This window comes from Paenibacillus sp. RUD330 (assembly GCF_002243345.2).
GTDB lineage: Bacteria > Bacillota > Bacilli > Paenibacillales > Paenibacillaceae > Paenibacillus_O.
In genome coordinates, this window is the sequence record NZ_CP022655.2 from 2,009,940 (window position 1) to 2,033,782 (window position 23,843).

The window sequence follows — 23,843 nt, forward strand, 5'->3', positions numbered from 1 at the left end:
TTATTGCAGGACAATGACCTGCCCCTCCTTCAGGCCTTTCAAAATCTCGACGTCGGTGGAGCTGGAGATGCCGGCTTCGACATCGGCTTCCCGCAGCCGCTTGCCGTCCTCCAGCAGCCGGACGAACGTCCGTCCCTGGTAAGTCCGCAGGCCGCTCTTCGGAATGACGAGCGTATTTTTGCGCTGCTCGGTGATGATGAGGATGCTTGCCTGCGTGCCGATCTCCACATTGCCGGGCAAGCCCTGGACGCTCAGGTACAGGGTGGAGGCGTATTTGTCCGCCAGCGCCTTGTTCGGCGTCTGCGGAGCCGAATCCGGCGTCTGCACGACTTTGGCGGCATAGGTGTTGTCCCCGATCTTCACTTCGGCCGGCGAGCCGAGCTTGACGCCGCCGAGGTCTCCTCCGGAATCGAATCCCATTGCGAGCCGCAGCCTGGACGGATCCGAGACGACGGCCAGCGTCTGGTAGGGCGCGACGGGATCTCCTTCCTGGAGCGAATCGGCAAACGTGACGACGCCGCTGAGCTTGGAGCGGATGACGGTATGCTCCAGCCGCTCCTTCAATCTCGCGTATTTGAGCCTTTCGATATCCAGCTGCAGGCCTGCCAGCCTGCGCCCTTCCTTGTCGGATGAGGGCATCAGCTTCAAGGCATACGAAGCGCGCTCTGCGGCAAGCTCCTGCTCCTTCACCTGCAGGTCGAGGCCGTCCACAAGCAGCCGGGCGAGCACATCTCCGGCTTGGACGCGGTCTCCGGCCTGGACCTCGATCTTCTCCAGCCGGCCTCCTTGGCCCGACAGCTGAGCCCGGTCGGTGCTCAAGGATTCGAAGGCTCCGGTGCCGCTGACTTCTTTCTGGACGGTGCCTTTGGCGGCTTCGGCCGTCCGGTAATTTTCCGATGCGGGCTTGACTAGCGGCGGCTTCAGCTCCGCTTCCTCGCGCGGAAGGAGGGAGCAGCCCGATGCGGCCAGAGACAGGACGAGAAGCGCGGCTGCAGCGGACAAGCTAACGGACTTCGGCAATGTGGCCATCCTCCAATTCGAATACGAGATCGGCAACCTCCATGATGGCGGGGTCGTGGGTGGTAAGCACGACGGTCAGGCCTTGCTGGACAAGCTCTCGAAAGGCCTTCATGATCGTAAGCCCGGTGCGGCTGTCGAGCTCGGCCGTCGGTTCGTCGGCCAGCACGAGCGCGGGCCTGCGGGCGATCGCCCTGGCGATGGCGGTGCGCTGCTGCTCGCCTCCCGACAGCTCGAACGGACGGTGATGCATGCGCTCCGCGAGGCCGACCTGCTCGAGAGCGGCGATGGCGGCCGCCTCGCGTTCCTTGGCGGGCACTCCCGCTACCCGGAGCATGAACTCGACGTTCTCGTAGGCGGTCATGAGCGGCACGAGGGCGAAGGACTGGAAGATGAGGCCGATCTCGGTCCGCCGGAGCTCATCCCGCTGGCGGCCGGTCAGCTTCGTCAGGTCGCGGCCGCCGAGCTCGATGATGCCTTCGGTCGGCGTATCCAGCGCTCCGAGCAGATTGATCAGGGTCGTCTTGCCGGATCCGGATCTTCCCTTGAGCGCGACCAGCTTGCCTGCGGGAAGCGCGAGATCGATGCCCTTGAGCACGGCGACGGAGCTCTTGCCCCTGCCGAAGGTGCGGGTGATGCGGGAAGCCTGGAGAATAAGCGGCGAAGCTGCGGGCATGGGTCGTTCACCTCTCTATGTTCAATTCCTTTACCATTAATTTACCGGATCTGGGAGCGGTTGCAAGGTCTGAATCCACCTTGGTTATGTCGGATCTTATGATCTTGGCCGGAGGCCTGCTGGTTCGCGACATTTCAGGCGGCCGGAGTGCGAGATCGCGACAACATGAGCCTGAACGTACTAAAGAGCCAAGTGCGGCCGTATGTTGGTATTGGCATTTTGTAAGCGCATCCATTGGTGAAGCGGATATCGGGAGGGGATTCCATGAGGCCAGGCAATCGGAGGCTGATGGCTGCGGGAGCAGCCGTCATGTGCACGGTGATGGCGATAGGCTGCAGCAGCCAGTCCGGAGACGGCGGCAAGGCCGGTTCCGGCAAGACGACGGTAACCATTACGTACAGGGATGACGGCATCGGAGAGAAGGGCGTTCTGTACAAGTGGATCAAGGAGGTCGCATCGACGTTTCCGGACAAAAGCATCGAGATCAAGCCGACTCCGATCCAGGCGTCGGAGGGGGATTATTTCGCGAAGATCGCGCTCGCGCTGAAGTCCAAGGACACCGCCCCCGACATCGTGACCGAGGATACGTTCATTCTCAACTCTGACGCCGCGGCGGGTTATCTGGAGCCGCTGGACGAGAGGCTGAAGGGCTGGGAGGACTGGAGCAACGGCTCCTTCATCGAGGCGATGAAAAAAGGCGTGACGGCCAGCGACGGCAAGGTGTACGGGGTTCCTTACAACACGGATTCCAGGGGACTCTGGTACAACAAGGAGCTGTTCAAGAAAGCGGGCCTGCCGGAGGACTGGAAGCCGAAAACCTGGGATGAGGTGCTGGACGCGGCCAGAGCGATCAAGGCCAAGGAGCCGGATGTCGTGCCGATCTGGATGAACATGGGCAAGGCGACGGGCGAGGCGACCTCGATGCAGACCTACGAGATGCTGCTCTACGGAACCGGGGAGAGGCTCTACGACGACGCGAGCGGCAAATGGATCACCAAGAGCCAGGGAATCGACGACGCGCTCTCCTTCATCGAAACGGTCAGCAAGGAGAAGCTGGGCCCGCCGCTCTCCAAGGTGCTGAACGGGCAAGCGGGCAATACGGCGACGCGTGAATACCTGCCCAAGGGCAAGCTCGCCATCTCGCTGGACGGCTCGTGGATTCCAGGCAACTACCTGGACGGCGGAGCCGCTCCATGGCCGGAATACAAGGATGTGCTCGGCTTCGCCCCGATGCCGACGAGCAAAGGCCAGGCGCCGGGCTCCATCACGCTGGCCGGCGGCTGGGCGCTCTCGATCCCGAGCAACGCCAAGCATAAGGACGCGGCGTGGGCATTCATCAAGTACGCTCTGAATAAAGAGAACACCGCCAAGCTGGTCATCGCTTCAGGCAACATCACCGTCCGGGCGGACGTCTCCAAGGATCCGGCCTACACGAAGATGCCGTTCAACGAGATCGCCACCGATTACCTCAAAAATGCGGAGTTCCGCCCTGCCCAGGATAAATATCCGGAGGTGTCCACCCAGATCCAGACGATGGTGGAATCGGTCGCGACCGGCACGCCGCCGGCGGACGCGGCCAGCAAGTACGCGCAGGACGTATCGAGAATCGTGGGGGCCGACCATACGATGGAGAAATAGCGGCAAGGCCGCGGCCCCGGATCGAATGACGGTCCGGGGCATCTGCATCACGTGAATCGGGAAGCGGAGCGCCTGCGCGCGGAATATCCGATAGGAGGGATCGACCATGAGCTCCATAGCGGCCGCCGGGCCGGGCAGGACGCGCAAGAACCGGACGTGGATCTACTTTCTGCTTCCGTCCGTCGCCATCATGCTGCTCTTCTTCATCTATCCGATCCTGCTGACCTTCTTCTACTCCTTCACGAATCTCGCGCTGACCGGGGAATCGGCGAAGGAGCTGAAGTTCATCGGCATCGACAATTACACGCATATGTTCAAGGATCCCGCGGTGAGGACGGGCATCTGGAACACGATCGTTTTTCTGCTGGGATCGGCGGTCATCGGACAGCAGGCGCTCGGCTTTCTGATCGCGCTGCTGATGAAGCGCAGGAACAAGACGTTCCGGCGCATCATCGGCACGGTCGTGCTGGCGGGATGGGTGACGCCGGAGATCGTATGCGCCTTATGCCTGTACAGCTTTTTCGGCGACGAAGGGACGCTCAACGCCATTCTCGGATTTGTCGGAGCGAAAGGCGTCGCCTGGCTGTACACGATGCCCATGTTCACGGTCATCCTGGCGAACATCTGGCATGGCACGGCCTTCTCTATGCTTGTGTTCCAGGCGGCGCTGGACGATGTGCCGAACGAGATCGAGGAGGCTGCCGTCGTGGACGGCGCTTCGAGATGGCAGATTCTGATCCGGATTACGATTCCGTACATCAAGGATTCCATCATGACGAACATGATGCTCGTGACGCTGCAGACGCTCGGAGTGTTCGGCCTCATCTACGCGATGACCGGAGGCGGACCCGGCACGGCGACGACGACGCTGCCGATCTTCATGTACAATCAGGCCTTCGTCAATTATCAGCTCGGATACGGGACCGCCATCTCGCTGCTGCTCCTGCTGATCGGAATCGTGCTGAGCCTGTTCTACATCCGTTCGATGAAGTCTTAAGGAGAATCCGCCCTATGAAGAGGATGAAACGCAAGCATGCGGGCCGGATGGTTCCCTATGCCATCCTGGCCGTCATCGGCCTTTGCTTTGTCCTGCCCCTTATGTGGGTGCTGGTCGCGTCCGTGGATCCCAATGCGATGCAGACGCTGAAGATGCCAAGCCGCCTGACCGGAGGGAATTACGCGTCCGTGCTGTCGGACAGCGGCAACCAGCGCGCGTTCGCGATCGGACTGCTGATGTCGCTCGGCCAGGCCGTGATCGTCGTGCTGCTGGCTCTGCTGGCGGCTTACCCGCTCTCCCGGTATCAGCTCAAATACAAGAAGCCGTTCATGCTGACGGTGCTGTTCATGACCTCGCTGCCGATTACGGCGGTCATGGTGCCCGTGTATCAGCTGTTCCTGAGCCTCAAGCTCTACGACAACGCGTTCGGCGTCGTGCTGTTCTACGTAGCCTCTTCGATGCCGTACGGCATCTGGATGCTCAAGAACTTCCTCGATGCCGTTCCGGCGGATCTCGAAGAGGCGGCTTGGGTAGACGGCGCTTCCGTGTTCGCCGGCATCCGCAAGGTCGTGGCGCCGCTCATGGTGCCGGGCATTTGCACCGTCGCGATCTTCACCTTCTCCGGCAGCTGGGGGAATTTCTTCGTGCCGTACATCCTGCTGCAGTCGCCGGGCAACTTTCCGGCCTCGCTCAAGCTGTACCAGTTCTTCGGCCAGTATGGAATGGCGGATTACGGCAAGCTGGCCGCCTTCTCGGTCATGTACGCCATGCCGTCCATCGTGCTGTACGTGCTGTCCCAGCGCTTCATGTCCAAGGGCTTCGGCCTGCAGGGCGGGACGAAAGGGTAGAATGCAGCGGAAGGGTGAAACGCGGGCAGCGGAAAACGCGAAAAACGGGAACAACGGGAAAACGCGAACAACGGGAAACGGGAACAACGGGAACAACGGGAAAACGGGAACAATGGGAACACGGGACAATCGGAAAACGGGAACAATGGGAAAACGGGAACAACGGAAAAAATGCGAAAACGCGGAAACGCGGAAAAAGGCGGCTGCCTGCGGCATGCCGTCCTTTTTGCATGAGATCTGGCAGGATAAACCAAACTAGGAAGCCGGTTCTGAAATATCCTTTAGTACTGAATTAATAAGGGCGGCAAAGGGTAATGACAGGAGAGAGAAAGGCAAACCAAGACCAGCACATGAGGAGGAAGACAGCATGAGGTTCAAGGATAAGGTCGTAGTCGTAACGGGCGGAGCGAGCGGCATCGGAGAAGCGACCGCGCGCAGATTCGCAGCGGAAGGAGCCAGGGTGGTCATCGCGGATTTCTCCGAACACGGACAAGCTGTGGCGGACAGCCTCGAAGCGGGACTGTTCGTCCGCACCGACGTGACCAAGGAAGTTCAGGTGCAGGCGATGGTGGAGCAGACGGTCGCCAGGTTCGGCCGACTGGACATCTTGTTCGCGAACGCCGGCATCGCCCATGACGCGCCTGCGGACAAGCTGGCAGCCGACGCCTGGCAAAAAACGATCGACATCAACCTGTCGGGCGTCTTTCTGTGCGACAAATACGCTCTTCAGCAAATGCTGAAGCAGGGCGAAGGAGCCATCGTCAACTGCGGCTCGATCCACAGCCATGTCGGCAAGGCGGGAGTGACCGCTTATGCCGCAGCCAAGGGCGGCGTCAAGCTGCTGACCCAGTCGATGGCCGCCGACTACGCCGGCAAGGGAATCCGCGTGAACGCGGTCTGCCCGGGCTATATCGACACGCCGCTGATCGGAGGCCGCAGCGAGGCGGTCAACGATCATCTCGTCGGGCTGCATCCGATGGGCAGGCTCGGCAAGCCGGAGGAGGTCGCCGCTGCCGTCCTGTTCCTCGCCAGCGACGACGCTTCCTTCGTCACGGGAGCAAGCCTGCTCGTCGACGGCGGCTACACGGCTGTCTGACGGAAGAAGAGCGAATCCGCCTTCTCCACGGGAGCGAGTCCGTCATCAACGGCGGCGCCACGGCCAGATAACCGAGCTTCGCACAAGCCGTACGGGACAATGCCTAGATGAGACGGATTACAAGCGCTTCGCAGAAATGCCCCCCTTGGAATGAAATCGGAAATATCCGATTGATTCCCGAGGGGGGTATTTTCATGGGTATATAGAGGGGCAGGCCGCTATTCCGCCGTCAGAATGCGCGGAGAGGTTGTCCGGATGGCTCTGGACGATGCCCAGGAACCTGCGAAGGCGGCGGCGACAGGAATGGACGCAAAGGCCGGAATTCCTCCCCAATGGAGAACGACCGGCAGCTTCACGATGCCGTAGCCGGCGAGAACGTTCTCCAGCAGGAGGGGCAGCGCATATACGCCGATGAGGATGCCGAGCAGCGATCCCAGAAGCGCAAGTGCCGTTATGCCGAGCGCGACGGACATCCGGATCCGGGTCGAGGTCATTCCGATGGATTTGTAGATGCCGAAGGTTTTGCCCTCTCTTCGTATATGGATGCGGCAGCTGCTGTAAATAATGATGAAGGCCGCAAGGACAAACAGCGCTCCGAGCAGGCTTATGGGATAGACAAGGATGTCGGCGGCTTCCTTGAAGACGGAATCCAGCAGCGTTTTCTGGGTCACGACGGAGGCGGAGCCCTTGAAGGCTGCGTCCAGGCCGTCCGCTACGGCTTCAGCCGTTGAGATGTCCTTGACGTTGATCAGGGACACGTCCATATCGTTGAAGGACGGACTTGCGGCCCGGACGGCCTCGATCGTAACCCGAGCCGAATACGAGGAGTTGGCGATCGACTGATAGACGCCGGTGATGAGCAGCGATTGCTTTCTGCCCTCGATGTAGATGTCCACGAGGTCGCCCGGCTCCTTGTCCAGCGTCTTGGCTACGTTGACGCCCAAGGCGATTTCATTGCTCTCTCGGGGATTGCGCCCGTTCAAGGTTCCGAAGCCCATCTGTTCATAGCTGCCGTCCAAGACGTTCAAATAAAGGCTCAAAGGCTGTCTGCCGGCCGCTCCGCCGCGGGCGGCAGGCTCCGGGTTCACGACAGCGGTCCGGTTTCCCTGCCAGCCCGCGTTTTTGATGCGGGGATCGGCAGACAGGGCGCGCTCGAAATCGCTGCGGGAGAACGTGGCTTTATTGACGACAATCGCCGCGACATTGGCGGAGTCGTAGCCCCACTTCGCTGTCGTCTGCTGAACGTGGATAATGCTGTTCAGCAGGACATACCCGAGCACGAGCACGGAGGAGGCTGCCATCGTCAGCGCCAGCATGAGAGCGGACCCTTTCCGGTTCTTGATCAGGTTTCTCAAGCCGATGACCGCGAACACAGGCAGCCTTCCGAATTCAAGCCGGCTCGCGGCAGCCGCGTTCATCGCAGCGGCCCGTCTGCTCTCCGTTTCGGACATGCCGTGCCGGATCGCCTGGGCAGGCTGGATGGAGCGGGTCTTTCCGGCCTGCCGGGCCGCGAACAGGACAATCATGGCGAAGACGGACAGTCCGACGAGCATGGCCGTGCCGATTCCATGAACAGCCAGCTCCTCGTTTCCCGTCTTCAAGGAGGACACGGACAGGTTCAGGATCGCTCTGGACAGCAGGATGCTTAGAGCGAGTCCCGGAAGGATGCCCAGGCAGGCCAGCAGGCCGTATTGGCATACATAGGCGAGAACCGTGCTGCGGGAGGTCAGGCCGAGCGACTTGATCACGCCTATCGTTCGGTAGTGGGCGAGAATGGCGTCGGATAGGGTGAAGCCGATCGTGATCAGCGCGATCAGCATCATGACGAGCCCGAGGAAAATCATGATGAAGCCGATGATCTGGTTGATGATCAGGTAAAAGGAGGAGATGGCCTCGAACTCCATTCTGGTTTCCAGGAAAGGTCCGCCAAGCGCCTGCCCAAAGCGGTCCCAATAGCCGGCTTGGCTGCTGTAGTCATCGAACCGCAGCCCGATCATGCTGCTGTCCGCGCCGGGGAGAGGCGTCATCGAGTCCCGGTAATCCTCGCTGTTCATCCATATGCGGGCCGTATTGGTGAACGGCGCTCCAAAAGGGACGTCGATCACGACGGCGGCAACCTGCTGCCGCACCTGCCCCGATCCGGTGTGGAAGGAGATGTTGTCTCCGACCGAAATTCCGTACGAATTGGCCATCGAGGTAGGAATCCATACCGTTCCCCTCTCCGGAGAATCGCGCTGGACGCCCTGCGCGAAAACAAGAGAGTCGACGCGCAGGGGCGGTTCGGGCGTATCCATCATGTACAGATACAGATTGGGAGCGTCATGGCCGTTGAAGGTGATTCCGGAAAGGGTCCGGAAGCGCAGCAGCCGGGAGGTTTCGACGCCTTGCTGCGCCTCCCACCACTGATGGACGAACTGCGGATCATGCAGTCCTTTCTCCAGCAATAGGAGCTGATGCGATCCATTGGTCTTGTCGTGCATGTCGGTGAACGAGCGGCCTGTGTTGGCCATGACGATCGCAGCCGTCGTGACCAGCAGGGTGGACAGCAGGATGAGCAGGGCGACGAACAGGTTTTGCGTTTTGCTGTTCTTGAGGCGGGAGCGGCACAGCAGCCAGATCGCAGCCATCGAGATCACCCCTTCCCTGTAACGAAAGCGAAGAGGATGGATTCCTTGTCCCCGGTGTCGCGGCCATCGTATTTATCGAACTCGAGGATGCCGCCGACCTTTCCATCCCGGATCAGAATCAAGCGGTCGGCTCTGCAGGCGGCTTTGATGTCATGCGTGACCATGACCACCGATTGCCCGGCCTGGTTGATCCGGGTCAGAATATCAAGCACGGCGTTGCCTTGCTCGATGTTCAGGCTGCCGGTCGGCTCATCCGCGAAGATGATGTCCGGCGAATTGATCAATGCCCGCGCTATCGCCGCGCGCTGCTGCTGGCCGCCGGACGTTTGCGAGGGAAGCCGGCTGCACTGCCCGTCGAATTCCATCGCCTGCATCAGCTCATCCGCTTTCGCTTTTACGGCGCTCTTCTTGCGGCCCGCGATATAGCCGGGCAGAGCGATATTGTCGCGGATGGATAAGTCGGGAACCAGGTTGATGCCCTGGTAGACATAACCGACCGTCGCCGCCCGAAATTCGGAAAGCTCCTTTTCGCTGTATTGGTCGATGCGCCTGTCGCGGAAATGCACCTCGCCTGCCGATACCTGGTCGAGTCCGCTGAGCAGATAGAGCAAGGTGGACTTGCCTGAGCCCGAATTGCCCATGATGACGGTGAAATCCCCTTCGTAGATGTCCAAATCCACATTGCGGATGGCATGATAGGGCTCCTTGCCGGTCTGATAGGTTTTGCTGAGGTTTTTGGCGCGCAGGATCGTATTCTTGGCCACGAAGCATCACTCCCGGATTGTCGATGTCAGGAGTGTACCTCCCAGATCTTTTAGAAAGCTTATCAACTTATTGCGGAATTATTACAGGGCCGATCACGACAAGGGCAGCGTGAAGGAAAAGGACGTTCCTTGTCCCTGCTTGCTGGCGAAGGAGATGGAGCCGCCGTGGGCCTCGACGATCGTCTTGCAGATGGAGAGGCCGATTCCGGTCCCTGTCTGGGCGATAGTGCCGCTCCCGGCAGGGGCTTGTCCTCGATAATAACGCTCCAGAACAAAGGGCATGTCCTGGGGCAGAATGCCTCTGCCCGTGTCGGACACGGTGATTTTCAGCTTGCCTGACTCCAGTCCCGCATCCACGCGAATCGTGTCTCCGGGAGAGGAGTTCTTGATGGAATTGAAGACGAGATTGGAAATGACCTGCTCGATGCGGACAGCATCGATCCCGATCAGCACATTGGGCAGTTCCTCCGGCTCGGCATAAACCAGGCCGCTTGTCCGCACGTAATGGCCGATAGGCATCAGCATTCGGCGGAGCACCTCGCGGCTGTACTGCTCCCTGGGCTCCACGGCGATCCGGCCCAGGGAGCGCAGGGCATGAAGGAGGAGATCCTCCGTCAGCCGGGCCATTCTGTCGATATGGGCGCGCATGACGCCGACATAGTCGAGCATCGTCTCCGAATCGGGGCAGACGTCCTCGAGAATGGCGTCCGCATAGGCTTTTATCGTTGTGATCGGCGTTTTGATCTCGTGGGAAATCGTTGCGATGAGTTCCTTTTGCGCCTGATCCTGCTTGTTCTTCTGGATGCTCGAATGCAGGAGCTCCATCCGCATCCCGTCAAACATCGCATAGAGATCGCCCATCTCGCCTGCTCCCGGATAGGCTGCCGTCTCGGCGTAGTTTCCTTTCCGGATTTCTTCCGCATGGCGCTTAAGCCGAACGAGGGGAGCAAGCAGCCGCCGGTGTATGTTCCCTCTCATGTAGAAGAGCAGGCTGACGATGGAGAGGAAGGAGACCGCCAGGACAAGCATCCAAAGGGCAGGGCGAAGCGAGGACTCCGGCTCCGCGAGCCTGTCCTTCGCCAGGAAGTAGATGGCGTTTCCGACCTGCGTCTGCGAGATCTCGTCCATGACTGGGAAAGCGATCTTGAAGAGACCGTTCTCCTGCTTCGCGGAATAGAGGTCGTATTGAACGTCGCGATTGGCGTTGTCCACTCCCTGAAGGAGGGAATCGGAAGAGCGGAAGGCGACCGCCCCGTCCAATCGGGCGTAGGCCAGATCCACCTTACTGGCGGCGGCCAGCCTTTTCAGCTCGGCCTGCACCTCCTCCGAGCCGCTCCTATCATGGTTCTGACCGAGATAGAGCATAAGCGGATTGACCGCCAGCCGCACCTGATTCATGACATGGCCGGGAGAAGGCTCCCTGCCGGCGGACAAATCCTTCGCCAACAAATAAACGCTGCTCCCGGCAAGCAGGAGCAGCGGCAGCAGGACAGCTGCCATCCATCGATTGAAACCGCTGCTAAATGACATTTTTCATCCCCAGACGCATTTTGTCAGTCGACGCTGAATTTATAGCCGACGCCCCATACCGTCTTGAGATAGACGGGATTGGACGGGTCGGCCTCGAGCTTTTCCCGCAGCCTTCGGATATAGACGGTGACCGAATTCTCATCGCCGTAGGCGGCATGTCCCCAGAGCGCGTCCAGCAGCTGGGCTCTCGAGAACACCTGGTTTTTGTGGCTGGCCAGGTGGAAGAGAAGCTCGAATTCCTTGGCGGACAAGGCGATCTCTTGCCCGTCTGCCGCAGCGGTATAGGCTTTGCGGTCCAGCTCCAGACTGCCGAAGCGCAGCCGGTCCGGATCATGGACAGGCGCTGCCGCGCGGTCATGCCGGCGGAAGTAAGCATTGATGCGCGCCAGCAGTTCGCTTAGCGAGAACGGCTTCGTCATATAGTCATCGGCGCCGAAGCCAAGGCCGAGCACCTTGTCCGTGTCGCTGGCCCGGGCGCTCAGGATCAGAATCGGCACCTCGCTCCGTCCGCGGATCTCTCGGCACAGCTCGATGCCCTCCATATCCGGGAGCATGAGATCGAGAATGACATAATCCGGCTGCAGCAGCTCGATGATCTTCAAGCCGTCCCGGCCGGTTGCGGCCACAGCGGCTTCATAACCGCTGCGAGTCAAATAATCCCGCAGGATGCGGGAAATATCCTTTTCATCCTCGATGATAAGGATTTTTTTGAGTCTGTTCATCGCGACCATCCTTTGTGCAAGCGCATGATTCCAAGCGTAATTTATTCCTCGATATCCTTATTGTAGCTGAAGCGGAGCTCAGTTGGACAGGTCGGGAAGCGAATTGCCTTCCTCGGCGCGCAGCAAAAAAAACCTGTCTCATCGACAGGTTGGGAAACGGAGAGGACCGGAGGCTTCTGCGAGGCGGCGCTACTTCAATATCTTTCTGATCCACTTCAGCTTATCTCCATAAGGCGGATACAGGAAGCTGGAATTGATTTTCGTGCTGCGCTTCATGACGCTCTTCTTGTGGGAGAACAGCTCGTAGCTGTGGCGCCCGTGGTAAGCGCCGATTCCGGAATTGCCGACGCCTCCGAACGGAAGCTCGGGATTGACGATATGGGAGATCGTGTCATTGACGCTGCCTCCGCCGAACGGCACGCGGGCCAGCACTTCCTCTTCCGCCTGCTTGCTGGAGGTGAACAGGTAGAGCGCCAGCGGCTTGGGACGGCTGTTGACGAGGCGGACCGCTTCGTCCAGGCTCTCGTACTCGAGGATGGGAAGCAGAGGACCGAACAGCTCCTCCTGCATGGAGGCCGAGCGGCGGAAGTCGGCCTCCAGCAGCGTCGGCTCGATATAGAGCCGGTCGCGGTCCATTCTCCCGCCGTGCAGGATGCTTTCCTTATCCTTCTCCAGCACGCCGGCAAGCCTGTCGAACTGGCGGGTGTTGACGATTCGGCCGAAGTCCGGGCTGGCAGAGGCATCCTCGCCGTAGAAGCGGATGAAGGCTTCCTTCAGCCGGTCCACCAGCTCCTGCTTGACCGATTTGTCCACGAGCAGGTAGTCCGGAGCGATGCAGGTCTGGCCGGCGTTCATCAGCTTGCCCCAGGCAATCCGCTGCGCGGCCGTTTTCAGGTCGGCCGTACGCTCGACGATGACGGGGCTTTTGCCGCCGAGCTCCAGCGTCACGGGAACGAGGTTTTTCGCCGCGGCCTCCATGACGATGCGGCCGACGGGCACGCTGCCCGTGAAGAAGATGTAATCGAACGGAGCCGCTGTCAGAGCGGCCGTCGTTTCCTTCTCCCCTTCGATCAGGCGGATATAGGAAGGGTCGAAGGTGTCGCGGATGAGCTCCGCGATGACCGCCGACACATGGGGCGTATTCTCGGAAGGCTTGAGCACGGCGCAGTTGCCGGCGGCGATCGCGCCGAGCAGCGGCTCGATCAGCAGCTGGAACGGGTAGTTGAACGGGCCGATGATGAGCACGGTGCCGTACGGTTCCCGGTGGATGCGGCTGCTGGCCGGCATTTGGAATATCGGAGTGCCGGTCCGTTCGGGCTTCGCCCAGCGCTTGAGCTTGCGCGTCATGAGGCGCAGGCTGCTGAGCGTGTACCCGATCTCGGACATGTAGGCTTCGGTTTCGCTTTTGTGCAGATCCAGGTAGAGAGCCTCGCTCAGGCGCTGCTCGTACCGGCGTATCGCATCGCCAAGCCGGTTCAGCTGTTCGATGCGGTAGGCGATCGGAAGAGTGGCTCCGGTGGCGAAGTAACGGCGATGCTCTTGAAGAACGGCTTCGGCATCCGGGGGAGTGACGGTATTCATCCAGCTTCCTCCTCGAAAATAAATTACAAGCAGTCTTCTTCCAATGCGGCGAGAAGCTTCTTCAGCAAAGCGACGGAAGCTTCAAGGGTGATGGAGTAGCGGCGCTGCGTGCCCCGCTGCTCGCAGGCGACGAGGCCGGCCTGCAGGAGCAGCTTCAGATGGTGGGAGACGGCGGGCCTCGACAGACGGAGCTTGTCGGTCAGCTCGTTCACGGTCAAGGTTCCATGCTCATGCAGCAGCATCAGAATTTCCTGACGGTTGGAATCTCCCAGCGTCTGAAAGACGGGAAGGCATTCCCGCAGATGCTGAAGCGCCAGCTTGCCCATGGGAATCTCCTCCTCTTATCTATAGTCCAAAGGTTTAAAAACTTGAACGGATACAAGAAAATTATATCATGACGGCCCCCAGGAGCCAAACGATGCGGCCAGGCTCTCCATGAGGCTTTGCCTTGCGACCAAAGGAAGCCAAGCCCGGGATCGCTCCCGGGCTTGTTCCCCTTCCGGCGAATCCGTCACACGGCTCCGGCTGCGCCTTCTCCGCCGCGCGGCTGCCTGGACGATAGGCAGTACCAGGCGAGCACGCCCGACGAAATGAGGCTGACTCCCAGCAGGACGGCATAAACCCTGGAGTAGCTGTCGGCAGCGGGCAGAGCGGAATAATGATGAAGCAGCAGGCCGCATACGGCGGTGGAGACCGAGCCTCCGAAAAATTGCATCAGCTGCATGAAGCCCATTCCCGAGCCGAGGGATTCCTTCGGCAGCAGCTGCGACGTCTCGTTGTTCAGCGATGCGGTCGAGGCCGATATGGCGGGCGAGAAGAGCATATATCCGCACAGGATGAAGGCGGCCGAATGGGGCAGGCCGAGCATCTGGGCGAGCAGCACGCCGGCGAGCACGCCATGCCCGGCGAGCAGGAACGGCCGGTTCCCGAAGCGGTCGATCCAGCGGCCGACGAACGGCGTCAGAATGGCGGACAGGACCGCTCCCGGAGCGATCGCGAGGCCGATCGCCAGCGGAGAGCGCCCGTACAGGTCGGCCAGGGCGAGCGGCATCAGGAACAGATTGCCGAGGTTCATGACGAGCACGCACCAGCCGACGGCCAGCAGCTTGCGGTAACGCCGGTTTCTCAGCAGTCCGGAATTCAGGAATGGGGCCTTGCTGCGGCGGATATGCCGGACATGGGCGGCGAGGGACAGCAGGCTGACGGCGAGCCACCATGGCGACAGCTTTGTAATCGCGAGCAGCAGCGAGAGCGCGTTGACGACGGTAAGCGCCGCCCCGGCCGTGTCGAAGCCGCTGGACGGCGGCGCCTCCTTCGGCAGCAGCCGGAGCAGGAACGGCATGACGAGCAGCACGAGGCAGGTGAAGCCGAACAAGCCGTTCCAGCCCCAGTACTCGGTGATCAGGCCGCCTACGATGGGACCCATCCCGAAGGCCATGGCGCTTCCTGCCGAGATCATCGCAATGGCGCTGCCTCTGCGGCTGGCCGGGACATATCGTCCGGCGATGATCAGGCCGAGGCCGGCCATGACGCCCGCTCCGGCCGATTGCAGCAGCCTGGCGGCGAGCAGGACCGCGAAGCTGCGCGCGAACAATCCGGTCACCGAGGCGATGCCCAGCACGGTCAGGCCGATGACGAGCAGCCGCCGGAGCGGCACGGAATCCGAGAGCCGGCTGTAGATCACGGTCGAGAGGGCATAACCGATGGAGTAGCCGGAGATGATCCAGGAGGCGAGATCGGCGGTGATATGAAGATCCCGGATAATGCTCGGCATCGACACATTGAACATCGTGGTGTTCATGATGACGACGAAGAGGCCGCAGGTCCAGACCGTCATGATCAGCCGATCGTTGACGGGCTGCGGCGATGATGCGGAAGAGGATGACAAGGCGAAGGATTCCTTTCCAGGTTTTTTTATGATGGCTTTCTTCAACTGCGTTCAGAAGCGGAATTCATTCCGGCGGAGCTTGTGTTCGCCGGGCATCGGATCCTAGAAACGACAGGAACAGCTGGTCCAGGAACGTTTCCGAGGACATGCCCCTCGTCTTCTTTTGGAACAGATAGAACTCGCTGCTCATGGCGGTCAGCAGCAGATCGGCGGTGAAGATGCTGTCCGGCCGATGCTGCCCTGCGGCCGCCATTTCATCGAGCAGCTTGACCAGCAGCGCATGAAGCTCCTCATAGAGAGGGCTCGCGGCTCTCGCTTGAAAGCCTCTGCTGGAGGAAGCGGGATTTTCCACGCCCGCGAGAAACTGGACCTTCTTTTCCCTGAACCGCAAAAAAATAGCGAGAAGCCCTTGAAGCCGCTCCCTTGGAGGAGCGGAGGCATGAAGCTCCAGGAAGGCATCCATTTCCTCAAACAAGAGCACCACCGTGTCCTTGATGAGGTCGAGGCACAGCTCGCTCTTGTTGCGGTAACGGCGGTACAGCGTTCCGGGGCCGATTCCCGCTTCGATGGCGATCTGGTTCATGCTGACATTGTCGACCCCGTTCCCGTCGAACAGGCGCTGGGCCGCATCCAATATCCGCACCCGGTTTTCGGCGGCGTCGCGCCTTTCCGAGCGGGGCTTGTCTTCCTTCATTTCCGATCACATCCTCATTCCGGTCATTCCAGCCAAAGGGATTCCATTGACAAGCGGAGATGTCTCCGCTTAACATGAAAAGGAGAGCTCTCCGTTTAATGTTTCCTTTCCATCATAACCAACGAAAGAGGTGCAGTAAACATGCAGCAGCCATCCTCAGCCGCCGCGCTTCTGGTCATGGACATGCAGAACGGCATCGTGTCGCGCTTCGCCGGCCGGCCGGAAGTGCTGGAGCCTTTTCAGCTGGCGATAGCGGCGGCCCGCAGCCATGGGATTCCGGTTATTTTCGTCCGGCTCGCCTTCCGCAGCGGAACGCCGGAGATCGATTTGCGCAACAAGCGCTTTTCGGCCTTCGCGGGTGCGGACCATCTGGGCGAAGCCGATCCGTTCTCGCAGATCCACGAATCGGTCCAGCCTCTGCCGGGCGAGGCGGTCGTCACCAAGCATCGCGTGAGCGCCTTCGCCGGAAGCAGCCTGGAGGTCATCCTCCGCTCCCGCGGCATCGATACGCTGGTGCTCAGCGGAATCGCTACGGGCGGCGTCGTGCTGTCGACGCTGCGGGAAGCGTCGGACATGGATTTCGGGCTCAAGGTGCTGTCGGATGCGACGCTCGACGGAGACCCGGAAGTACACCGCGTTCTTCTGGAGAAGGTGTTTCCGAAGCAGGCCGATGTCATGACCGTCTCGGAATGGGAGCAATCTCTCCGGCAATAGGCGGACGGGACGGAAAGGAAGTTTTGGCCATGCCGTTATGGAAACGAAATATGATCTTCTGCTGGTTCGGAATGTTCGTCACCGGCGTGGGCATGAGCCAGATCGCGCCGATCCTGCCGCTGTACATTCAGCATATGGGGGTCGCGGATTCAGGCTCGGTTGCCCGCTTGTCGGGATTGGCCTTCGGAATCACCTTTATTCTCTCCGCCGTCTTTTCGCCGATATGGGGAGCCGCTGCGGACAAGGTAGGCCGCAAGCCGATGCTGCTGCGGGCCAGCCTCGGCATGGCCGTCGTCATCTTCTGCATGGGCTTCGCGACGAATGTGCCGGTCCTGATCGGCCTGCGGCTGCTGCAGGGGATCATTACCGGCTTCAGCACGGCCTGCACCGCCTTGATCGCGGCGCAGACGGATCGGGAGCATGCGGGCTGGGCGCTCGGAACGCTTTCCACCGCCAATGTATCCGGAGGCCTTCTCGGACCGATGATCGGCGGTTTCATGGCGCAGTCTTTCGGGCTGCGTTACGTCTTTTTCATTACCGGCGCGCTGATGCTTGCCGCTTTCTTCATGACCGTTTTTTTCGTCAAGGAAACCTTTGTCCGGGACGAGAGCAAGAAGGCGGGCACGAAAGGGATATGGGGCGCCGTCCCGGAAAAAAGCCTGACGCTCACCTTGTTCGTCACCTTTTTCATTTTGACCGCAGCTCTGTATTCGGCGGAGCCGATCATCACCCTCTACATCGCGCAGCTCGCTCAAGGCAGCCGGCATATCGCCCTGATTGCCGGCATCACGTTCTCGGCGTCGGGAGTGGCGACGATTTTCGCCGCTCCCAGGCTCGGCAAGCTGTCCGACCGAATCGGCGCGCATAAGGTCATTCTGGCTGCGCTTGCCGCCGCCGGTCTCATCTTCATCCCGCAGGCGTTCGTCAGCAGCCCCTGGGAGCTGATGGGACTGCGGTTTCTGCTCGGCTTGACTGCGGCGGGACTGACTCCGTCCGTCAACGTCCTCTTGAAAAAAATCACGCCGGCATCCTTGACGGGCCGGATGTTCGGGTTCTCGATGTCCGCCGGCTACCTGGGCGTATTCGCCGGCTCGGTGCTGGGCGGTCAAGTCGCGGCATGGCTCGGCATCCGCTGCGTTTTTCTCCTAACAGGCGCCTTGCTGCTGCTGAATGCGGCATGGGTCTATTACAAGCTGTACCAACCGATGAAGGAGAGATCCGCGACATGAACGTAAAGCAAGTATCGGAGCATATCTGGAGCTTGAAAGCCTGGATGGTCATCCCGTTCCATGTATGGGCGGTCGTCGGCAAGGACGGGGTGACCTTGGTGGATGCTGGCGTGCCGTGGATGGCGAAGAACATCTCGCGCCTGCTGGACCGGCTCCAGGCGGGCCCGCTGCAGCAGATTGTGCTGACGCATGGCCATTCCGACCATGTCGGCTCGCTCAAGAAGCTTCTCGAAGCGAGGCAGGTTCCCGTATACGCCCATGACCGGGAAATTCCTTATGCCGAAGGGCGTACACCCTATCCGAAGAAGGACAAGGCCTCGGCGAGCGTCCCTAAAGGCACGCTGACGGCCCTGGCCGAAGAGGCGTCGGGAGGACTGGCGCCCATCGGAGGCTTGAAGCCTTATTTCACTCCCGGCCACTCGCCCGGCCATGTCGTTTATTATCATGAAGGCGACGATGTCCTGCTGGCGGGAGACTTGTTCAACTCGCGGAAGGGGAAGGTTCTCAAGGCCAGGTTCACGCCGTATCCGGAAGAGGCGATGGTCAGCAGCGCCATCATCAAGGAGCTGCGTCCGGCCAAGCTGGAGGTTTGCCACGGAGATGCCGTCCTTCAGCCGGCGGATCAGTGGGATGACCTGATGAGGCAATATGCAGGAAACAACAACTGAAGCCGCCTGGATGGTCCCGGGCGGCTTCGCGGTCGGGACGGTCCATGGGGACCGTCCCGTTTTTTCATGGATCAGGCTTTTTTGAGCAGAAGATAGATGAAGTAAGGGGCTCCGATGAACGCGGCCACGGTTCCGGCCGGGATGCCGGCCGGATCGGCCATGTTGCGGCCGATCATGTCGGCAGCCATCAGCAGCACGCCGCCGGTGAGGATGGCGATCGGCAGCGACAGCTGGTTGCGCGGCCCGACAAGCGTCTTGGCGATATGCGGCGCCATCAGTCCGATGAAGGAGATGCCGCCGGTGACGGCGACCGAGGAGGCCGCCAAGGCGACGGCGGCGATGAGCAGCTTGACCCGCTCGCGGTTCACGGGCAGGCCGATGCCGACGGCTACCGGCTCGCTGAGCTCCAGCAGATTGAGCTGGTTGGCCTTGTAGAGGGTGAACGGAATCAGGATGACGAGCCAAGGCAGGAGAGCCCAGATGAAGATCCAGTCGGTTCCCCAGATGCTGCCCGCGAGCCATTTGGCGATGAAGTCCACCTTCTCTCGCGTGGCGGAGGAGATGATCACGACCATGATGCCGGAGAGGGACAGGGAAAATCCGACCCCGACCAGCACGAGCCGGACGGGCTGGAGGCCTTCTCCTCTTCGGTAGGAGAACAGGTAGATGAGCAGGGCCGTGGCCATCGCGCTGGCGAAGGAGACGAACGTGATCAGGTACACGAACGAGCCGGGCTCGATGGGAGCGAACAGGAAGAAGAGCGCGACGCCGAGGCCGGCGCCGGTATTGATGCCGATAATGCCGGGATCGGCCAGATCGTTGCGGGTCACCCGCTGCAGGATGGCGCCGGAGAGGGCGAGGCCCATGCCGGCCAGGAACGTAATGAAGATTCTCGGGAGACGGATCGAGAGGATCAGATCCTCCTTGCCGGTTCCGTGGCCGAACAGCACCGGAAGCAGGCGCTTGTAGCCGAGGCTGGAGTAGCCCCATCCGGCGCTGATGAACATGACGGCTGCGGCGAGCGCGATCAGGACAGCGACGATGATGCGCTGCCGGCGGATAATCGAAGGGGCGATCATTGGAAGGCACGCCCTCCTTTCTTCACGATCCAGAGGAAGAACGGCAGGCCGATCATGGCGACGATAGCCGTGATCGAGGTCTCGTACGGAGCGTTGATCGTGCGGCCGAGCGTATCGGCGACCAGCATCAGCGCTCCTCCTCCGACTGCCGATACCGGGATGACGAACCGGTAGTCGGGTCCGACGATCTTTCTCGCGATATGCGGCACGAGCAGCCCGAGGAACGCCAGGTTGCCTACGAGGGCGACCGACGCGCCGGCCAGGATGATGACGACGACATACAGCAGCATTTTGATCCGGGCGATGTTCTGGCCGAGCCCGGTCGCCACGTCTTCATTCAGGCTCATGATCGTCAGATGCCTGGAGAACAGCAGCGCCAGCAGGATGCCGGCGGCGATGAAAGGAGTAATGGCGCCCAGCTGCTTCCAGGTCGTGCCGATGACGCCGCCGGAGTTCCACAGGGACACTTGCTGCGAGATTTTGAAATAAAGGCCGACAGCTTCGGCGACCGCGTAGAGAAGCGCCGACACGGCCGCTCCCGCAAGCACGATGCGCAGAGGCGAGAAGCCGCCCTTCTGCACGGCTCCGATTCCGAAGACGACGAGCGCGCCGAAGGAGGCTCCGGCGAAGCAGCTCAGCATGATGCCGAAGTAGCCGGCCTGAGGGAACAAGGCGATCGTGATGGCCAGCATCGCGTTGGCTCCGGCCGTCAGTCCCAGCAGGCCCGGATCCGCGAGCGGATTGCGGGTCATGCCCTGCATGACGGCGCCGGATACGGCGAGCGCGGCTCCGACGGCAAGCGCGGCCAGCTCGCGGGGAAGGCGGAATTCGCGGATGAGCAATATATTTTTGCTCGTTTCGCTGGAGGTCATGGCCAGCCACACTTCGCGGAAGCCGATGTCGGCCGCTCCGAGCAGCATCGAGGCGAGGAAGGCGGCGGCAAGGACTAGCAGGGAGGCGGCGAGCTTATACCCGAAGGGAAGCCTGCGGCGGATTGGACTGGACATCGATGATCATCCCTTTACCCGAAATAGAGGAAAGGAACTCCAGATAGAGTTCCTTCCGGCATGGATTAGCTTCCGAGAAAATGCTGCTTGAAGAATTCAAGCTGGTATTCGAGCGAAATCGGGTCGTTGAAGTAGAATTCCTTGGCGTTGGCTTCGAAGACCCGGTTGTTTTTGACGGCCGGAATGTTTTTGTACGTCTCGGATTCCTGGTAGGAGTTGTCCGTGTCCGGGTTTTTGCTGATGATCATATAGTCGCCGGCGAATTCCGGAAGCACCTCGATCGACAAGGCGTAATAGCCTTCCTTGAGCGCATTGTCGACGACCTTTTGCGGCATCTTCAGCTTCATTTCCTGGTAGAGGATCTCCGTTCCGCGTCCCCATGCGTCTCCGAATACGTAGATCTGCTTGTCGAAGTTCTCGGTGACCGAGACGGTCGCGTCCTCTCCGATCTTCGCGCGGATCTCTTCGCCGGCAGCCTTGGAGCGCGCTTTGAAGTCGTCGATCCAGGCCTGGGCTTCCTTCTCCTTGTTCAGCAGCTTGCCGATCTCCAGATGCTGGGTCAGGTAGTCGACCTTGTTGTAGGTGAACGTGACGGTCGGAGCGATCTCCTTGAGCTTGTCGATGTTCTTGTCCGTAGACGCCGCGATGATGAGATCGGGGTTCAGCTCCACGATCTTCTCCAGGTTTTCGGTGCTGACTTCTTCAGCGCCGGCGATCTTGTCCTTGAAGCGGGGATTGTCCTTGGACCAGCTCTCCACGCCGACCAGGTTGACGCCGAGCGCAATCACGTTGCCTGTGTAGGAGGCGAGGACGACGACCCGCTGCGGATTGGCGGGCACTTCGACGGGACCGTTCTCCGATTGATATGTAATCGTTCCTGTCGCTGCCGGCTCGGCGGTGTTTTCCGTTCCGGAGGCTGTGTTCTGCGCGGCTCCGGAGTTGGCGCTGCCTGTATTGGCGCTGCCGGCATTGTCCGAGGTTGTGCTGCCGCAAGCGCTCAGAAGAAGGACCAAGGCCAGCAGGGCAGGAACTAGAAGCTTTTTCAAAGATGAACTCCCCTTTTTAATTGATAATGATTATCAGTATTAGTTCGTTTCCCACTATAAATCGAGCGGAGGAGGTTGTCAATACAAAATAAGGAGGATAAAAAATCAATCGGGGCAGGACTGAAGTCCTTCTCCGGAAGTCCCAACGTTAACAGGGAGTTAATGAAAATCCTCATGTTCGTTAACTTTCCTCTGCTAGGATAGAGGCTGAACTAGCATAAATTGGCATCATGCGGGGGCTGACGAGATGAAGAAGATTAGCGCGGTGGCAAGGTCCATGAAAATGAAGCTGGCGGCAAGCTTCCTCTTTATTGCCCTCTTTTTCCTGGCGGCTGTCCTATATCAGGACGGCATGCAGGGCGGCGTCAGAAATTCCATGACGCAGCTGAAGACGGAGATGGAGAAGCGGATCACGACGGCCAAGATCAATCAGTTCCTGCAGGAAATGAACGCGGCCGAGAGCCAGCTGAAGCAGACGAGCGACACGGATACGGCCAAGCCGTTCGGGACGATGAGCGCCGCCCTGCGCAAGGAGCTGGACAAGCTGTCGTTTCCGGAAGGGGGGACGGCTGCGGAGGATCTCGCCAATCTGAGAAGAAAGGTCGGCGAATACGAGAAGGATTTCGCCGGCATGGTCGAGGCTCTCGACGATCCCGACATGGATCCGCTCGCCGTCCTCGACAAGGTCGATCAGCTCCATACGAAAGCGTCGGCGGAAAGCCAGAACATGCTCGACATCACCTCGCGGCTGGGAGCGGCGGCAGACCGGAACGCGCGGTCGGCCCAGGAGCGGTCTTTCGAGCTGCTCAGCCAAACCTCGGACGCCGCCCTGTACGGACTCGGCATCGTCCTTCTGTTCACGGTTGTGGTCGCCTTCTTCCTGATCCGCTCGTTCGCCTCCTCGGTCAGCCGGCTGCAGAAGGCGGTCGCGGCGCTGGCGGCGGGAGATCTGCGCGTGCGGATCGATTCCCGCAGGCGGGACGAGCTGGGCGAGCTCAGCCGGCACTTCGACGACATGGTGTCCAAGGTGCGGAGCATGCTGGGCCAGACGCGCGGAGTGGCCGCCTCGATGACGGACTACTCCGAGTCCTTCCGCTCCTCTGCCGGCGTGACGGCCAAAGCCAACGAGGACATTCTCGTCTCCATCGGTGAGATATCCGCCGGGGCGCAGCAGCAGTCCGGATTGTCGGAGCACAGCGCCCTGCTTATCGGACGGCTGGAGCATGAGCTCGATGAGATGCTGGAGGCGATGGACGCCGTCATGTCGGCAAGGGAGCAGTCCGGAGCCGATATCGGCAGCGGGCTGTCGGCGATGGGAGAGCTGGGCGGCTCGGCGAAGCGCTCCGGCGAATCGATCGAGGGCATGTACAGGCAGCTCGATACGCTGAGCCGCCAGTCGGAGGAGATTACCGGCGTCACGCGGCTGATCGCGCAAATATCGGCGCAGACGCAAATTCTGGCCTTGAACGCCTCCATCGAAGCGGCTCAAGCCGGCGTCCATGGCAGAGGCTTCGCCGTCATCGCGGAGGAGGTCCGCCAGCTGGCATCCCAGACGAAGCAGTCGACCTTCCATATCGGCGGCTTGATCGAAAGGCTGCAGGAAGGGATGGCGAGCTTCCGGGAGTCGATGCTGGAGACGAAGCGCGGACTTGACGAGCAGGAAGGGCAGGTCGCGGTCACGCTCGACGCCTTTGAATCCATCAGCCGTTCCATGGAAGGCATCGGCACCCGCATCCATCATGTCCACGGCCAGGTGCAGCGCACGCGCAGCAGCAACGAGGAGCTGGCCGATGCGGTGCGCAGCGTCGCCGCCATAGCCGGACAGACCGCAGCTGGAGTGGAGCGCATGAGCGCCTTGAGCACGGAGCAGCATGAGGCGATCCGGGGAATCGCCGGCCAGGCGGGAGATATCCACGACCTGTCGGGCCGTCTGTTCGGGGAGATCAGCGTCTTCGTCCTGGAAGACGAGGATTCCCATGCCCGGTCCTGAAAGAACAAAAAAACGCCTTCGCAGGCGTTTTT

21 protein-coding genes are annotated in these 23,843 nt (G+C 60.7%); 8 read left to right on the forward strand and 13 right to left on the reverse strand.

The window, feature by feature from the left end:
• Together CIC07_RS08960 and CIC07_RS08965 are read right to left on the reverse strand one after the other, a co-directional pair.
• On the reverse strand, positions 1-1,020 hold the full coding sequence (locus CIC07_RS08960; protein WP_157741883.1) for an efflux RND transporter periplasmic adaptor subunit: 1,020 nt from the start codon (positions 1,018-1,020) through the stop codon (positions 1-3).
• Positions 1,004-1,693, reverse strand: a complete 690-nt coding sequence (locus CIC07_RS08965) for an ABC transporter ATP-binding protein (protein ID WP_076358228.1) — start codon at positions 1,691-1,693, stop codon at positions 1,004-1,006. The genes CIC07_RS08960 and CIC07_RS08965 overlap by 17 nt, the downstream gene beginning before the upstream one ends.
• A 309-nt stretch (positions 1,694-2,002) precedes the next feature.
• On the opposite strand from CIC07_RS08965, the gene CIC07_RS08970 reads away from it, so the two are divergent.
• The 4 genes from CIC07_RS08970 to CIC07_RS08985 all read left to right on the forward strand — a co-directional run bounded on the left by CIC07_RS08970 (position 2,003) and on the right by CIC07_RS08985 (position 6,272).
• Positions 2,003-3,331: an ABC transporter substrate-binding protein gene (locus tag CIC07_RS08970; protein ID WP_442953354.1), complete on the forward strand. Its 1,329-nt coding sequence runs from the start codon at positions 2,003-2,005 to the stop codon at positions 3,329-3,331.
• A gap of 106 nt (positions 3,332-3,437) precedes the next feature.
• The gene (locus CIC07_RS08975) at positions 3,438-4,328 is read left to right on the forward strand and encodes a carbohydrate ABC transporter permease (protein ID WP_076358226.1); all 891 of its coding nucleotides are present in this window, start codon (positions 3,438-3,440) and stop codon (positions 4,326-4,328) included.
• Positions 4,329-4,351: 23 nt separating this feature from the next.
• A complete protein-coding gene (locus CIC07_RS08980) occupies positions 4,352-5,176 on the forward strand; it encodes a carbohydrate ABC transporter permease (RefSeq protein WP_442953355.1) in 825 nt (274 codons plus the stop codon).
• A gap of 367 nt (positions 5,177-5,543) precedes the next feature.
• Positions 5,544-6,272 (forward strand): SDR family NAD(P)-dependent oxidoreductase, encoded by a 729-nt coding sequence (locus CIC07_RS08985; RefSeq protein ID WP_076358223.1) that lies wholly within the window; start codon positions 5,544-5,546, stop codon positions 6,270-6,272.
• 218 nt (positions 6,273-6,490) lie between these two features.
• On the opposite strand, the gene CIC07_RS08990 is transcribed toward CIC07_RS08985, so the two are convergent.
• The 8 genes from CIC07_RS08990 to CIC07_RS09025 all read right to left on the reverse strand — a co-directional run bounded on the left by CIC07_RS08990 (position 6,491) and on the right by CIC07_RS09025 (position 16,078).
• Entirely contained in the window at positions 6,491-8,899 is a 2,409-nt protein-coding gene (locus CIC07_RS08990; RefSeq protein WP_076358222.1) for an ABC transporter permease, read from the reverse strand.
• A gap of 5 nt (positions 8,900-8,904) precedes the next feature.
• Positions 8,905-9,663 (reverse strand): ABC transporter ATP-binding protein, encoded by a 759-nt coding sequence (locus CIC07_RS08995; RefSeq protein ID WP_076358221.1) that lies wholly within the window; start codon positions 9,661-9,663, stop codon positions 8,905-8,907.
• 93 nt (positions 9,664-9,756) lie between these two features.
• Entirely contained in the window at positions 9,757-11,193 is a 1,437-nt protein-coding gene (locus CIC07_RS09000; RefSeq protein ID WP_076358220.1) for a sensor histidine kinase, read from the reverse strand.
• Positions 11,194-11,216: 23 nt separating this feature from the next.
• The gene (locus CIC07_RS09005) at positions 11,217-11,915 is read right to left on the reverse strand and encodes a response regulator transcription factor (RefSeq protein ID WP_076358219.1); all 699 of its coding nucleotides are present in this window, start codon (positions 11,913-11,915) and stop codon (positions 11,217-11,219) included.
• Between the two features lie 189 nt (positions 11,916-12,104).
• Positions 12,105-13,496, reverse strand: a complete 1,392-nt coding sequence (locus CIC07_RS09010; protein ID WP_076358218.1) for an aldehyde dehydrogenase — start codon at positions 13,494-13,496, stop codon at positions 12,105-12,107.
• 23 nt (positions 13,497-13,519) lie between these two features.
• Positions 13,520-13,822: an ArsR/SmtB family transcription factor gene (locus CIC07_RS09015; protein ID WP_076358217.1), complete on the reverse strand. Its 303-nt coding sequence runs from the start codon at positions 13,820-13,822 to the stop codon at positions 13,520-13,522.
• Between the two features lie 185 nt (positions 13,823-14,007).
• Positions 14,008-15,384, reverse strand: a complete 1,377-nt coding sequence (locus CIC07_RS09020; protein WP_076358216.1) for an MFS transporter — start codon at positions 15,382-15,384, stop codon at positions 14,008-14,010.
• Positions 15,385-15,448: 64 nt separating this feature from the next.
• On the reverse strand, positions 15,449-16,078 hold the full coding sequence (locus tag CIC07_RS09025) for a TetR/AcrR family transcriptional regulator (RefSeq protein WP_076358215.1): 630 nt from the start codon (positions 16,076-16,078) through the stop codon (positions 15,449-15,451).
• Between the two features lie 141 nt (positions 16,079-16,219).
• Here CIC07_RS09025 and CIC07_RS09030 point away from each other — a divergent pair, with 141 nt between their 5' ends.
• Genes CIC07_RS09030 through CIC07_RS09040 form a run of 3 tightly spaced genes read left to right on the forward strand, consistent with a single transcriptional unit; the run spans position 16,220 to position 18,689 of the window.
• The gene (locus CIC07_RS09030; RefSeq protein WP_076358214.1) at positions 16,220-16,792 is read left to right on the forward strand and encodes a cysteine hydrolase family protein; all 573 of its coding nucleotides are present in this window, start codon (positions 16,220-16,222) and stop codon (positions 16,790-16,792) included.
• A gap of 29 nt (positions 16,793-16,821) precedes the next feature.
• Positions 16,822-18,021 carry a multidrug efflux MFS transporter gene (locus tag CIC07_RS09035; protein ID WP_076358213.1) on the forward strand — a complete coding sequence of 400 codons (1,200 nt, stop codon included), beginning with the start codon at positions 16,822-16,824 and terminating at the stop codon, positions 18,019-18,021.
• Positions 18,018-18,689, forward strand: a complete 672-nt coding sequence (locus CIC07_RS09040) for an MBL fold metallo-hydrolase (protein ID WP_076358212.1) — start codon at positions 18,018-18,020, stop codon at positions 18,687-18,689. Before CIC07_RS09035 ends, CIC07_RS09040 begins: the two co-directional genes overlap by 4 nt.
• Positions 18,690-18,760: 71 nt before the next feature.
• Here the strand turns inward: CIC07_RS09040 and CIC07_RS09045 are convergent, their stop codons facing one another.
• The 3 genes from CIC07_RS09045 to CIC07_RS09055 form a co-directional block, all read right to left on the reverse strand.
• Positions 18,761-19,768: a FecCD family ABC transporter permease gene (locus tag CIC07_RS09045; protein WP_076358211.1), complete on the reverse strand. Its 1,008-nt coding sequence runs from the start codon at positions 19,766-19,768 to the stop codon at positions 18,761-18,763.
• Entirely contained in the window at positions 19,765-20,775 is a 1,011-nt protein-coding gene (locus tag CIC07_RS09050; RefSeq protein WP_076358210.1) for a FecCD family ABC transporter permease, read from the reverse strand. The genes CIC07_RS09045 and CIC07_RS09050 overlap by 4 nt, the downstream gene beginning before the upstream one ends.
• Before the next feature lie 65 nt (positions 20,776-20,840).
• Entirely contained in the window at positions 20,841-21,821 is a 981-nt protein-coding gene (locus CIC07_RS09055; RefSeq protein WP_076358209.1) for an iron-hydroxamate ABC transporter substrate-binding protein, read from the reverse strand.
• Between the two features lie 247 nt (positions 21,822-22,068).
• Here CIC07_RS09055 and CIC07_RS09060 point away from each other — a divergent pair, with 247 nt between their 5' ends.
• Positions 22,069-23,811 (forward strand): methyl-accepting chemotaxis protein, encoded by a 1,743-nt coding sequence (locus CIC07_RS09060; RefSeq protein ID WP_076358208.1) that lies wholly within the window; start codon positions 22,069-22,071, stop codon positions 23,809-23,811.
• The last annotated feature ends 32 nt before the right edge of the window (positions 23,812-23,843 follow it).

Bases quoted from the DNA above. Each gene is read 5' to 3' on its own strand.
- CIC07_RS09000 (WP_076358220.1), bottom strand. From the start codon at position 11,193: ATGTCATTTAGCAGCGGTTTCAATCGATGGATGGCAGCTGTCCTGCTG.
- CIC07_RS09005 (WP_076358219.1), bottom strand. From the start codon at position 11,915: ATGAACAGACTCAAAAAAATCCTTATCATCGAGGATGAAAAGGATATT.
- CIC07_RS09040 (WP_076358212.1), top strand. From the start codon at position 18,018: ATGAACGTAAAGCAAGTATCGGAGCATATCTGGAGCTTGAAAGCCTGG.
- CIC07_RS09050 (WP_076358210.1), bottom strand. From the start codon at position 20,775: ATGTCCAGTCCAATCCGCCGCAGGCTTCCCTTCGGGTATAAGCTCGCC.
- CIC07_RS09010 (WP_076358218.1), bottom strand. From the start codon at position 13,496: ATGAATACCGTCACTCCCCCGGATGCCGAAGCCGTTCTTCAAGAGCAT.
- CIC07_RS08990 (WP_076358222.1), bottom strand. From the start codon at position 8,899: ATGGCTGCGATCTGGCTGCTGTGCCGCTCCCGCCTCAAGAACAGCAAA.
- CIC07_RS08965 (WP_076358228.1), bottom strand. From the start codon at position 1,693: ATGCCCGCAGCTTCGCCGCTTATTCTCCAGGCTTCCCGCATCACCCGC.
- CIC07_RS09025 (WP_076358215.1), bottom strand. From the start codon at position 16,078: ATGAAGGAAGACAAGCCCCGCTCGGAAAGGCGCGACGCCGCCGAAAAC.
- CIC07_RS09015 (WP_076358217.1), bottom strand. From the start codon at position 13,822: ATGGGCAAGCTGGCGCTTCAGCATCTGCGGGAATGCCTTCCCGTCTTT.
- CIC07_RS09035 (WP_076358213.1), top strand. From the start codon at position 16,822: ATGCCGTTATGGAAACGAAATATGATCTTCTGCTGGTTCGGAATGTTC.
- CIC07_RS08970 (WP_442953354.1), top strand. From the start codon at position 2,003: ATGTGCACGGTGATGGCGATAGGCTGCAGCAGCCAGTCCGGAGACGGC.
- CIC07_RS08985 (WP_076358223.1), top strand. From the start codon at position 5,544: ATGAGGTTCAAGGATAAGGTCGTAGTCGTAACGGGCGGAGCGAGCGGC.
- CIC07_RS09060 (WP_076358208.1), top strand. From the start codon at position 22,069: ATGAAGAAGATTAGCGCGGTGGCAAGGTCCATGAAAATGAAGCTGGCG.
- CIC07_RS09030 (WP_076358214.1), top strand. From the start codon at position 16,220: ATGCAGCAGCCATCCTCAGCCGCCGCGCTTCTGGTCATGGACATGCAG.
- CIC07_RS09045 (WP_076358211.1), bottom strand. From the start codon at position 19,768: ATGATCGCCCCTTCGATTATCCGCCGGCAGCGCATCATCGTCGCTGTC.
- CIC07_RS08980 (WP_442953355.1), top strand. From the start codon at position 4,352: ATGAAACGCAAGCATGCGGGCCGGATGGTTCCCTATGCCATCCTGGCC.
- CIC07_RS08975 (WP_076358226.1), top strand. From the start codon at position 3,438: ATGAGCTCCATAGCGGCCGCCGGGCCGGGCAGGACGCGCAAGAACCGG.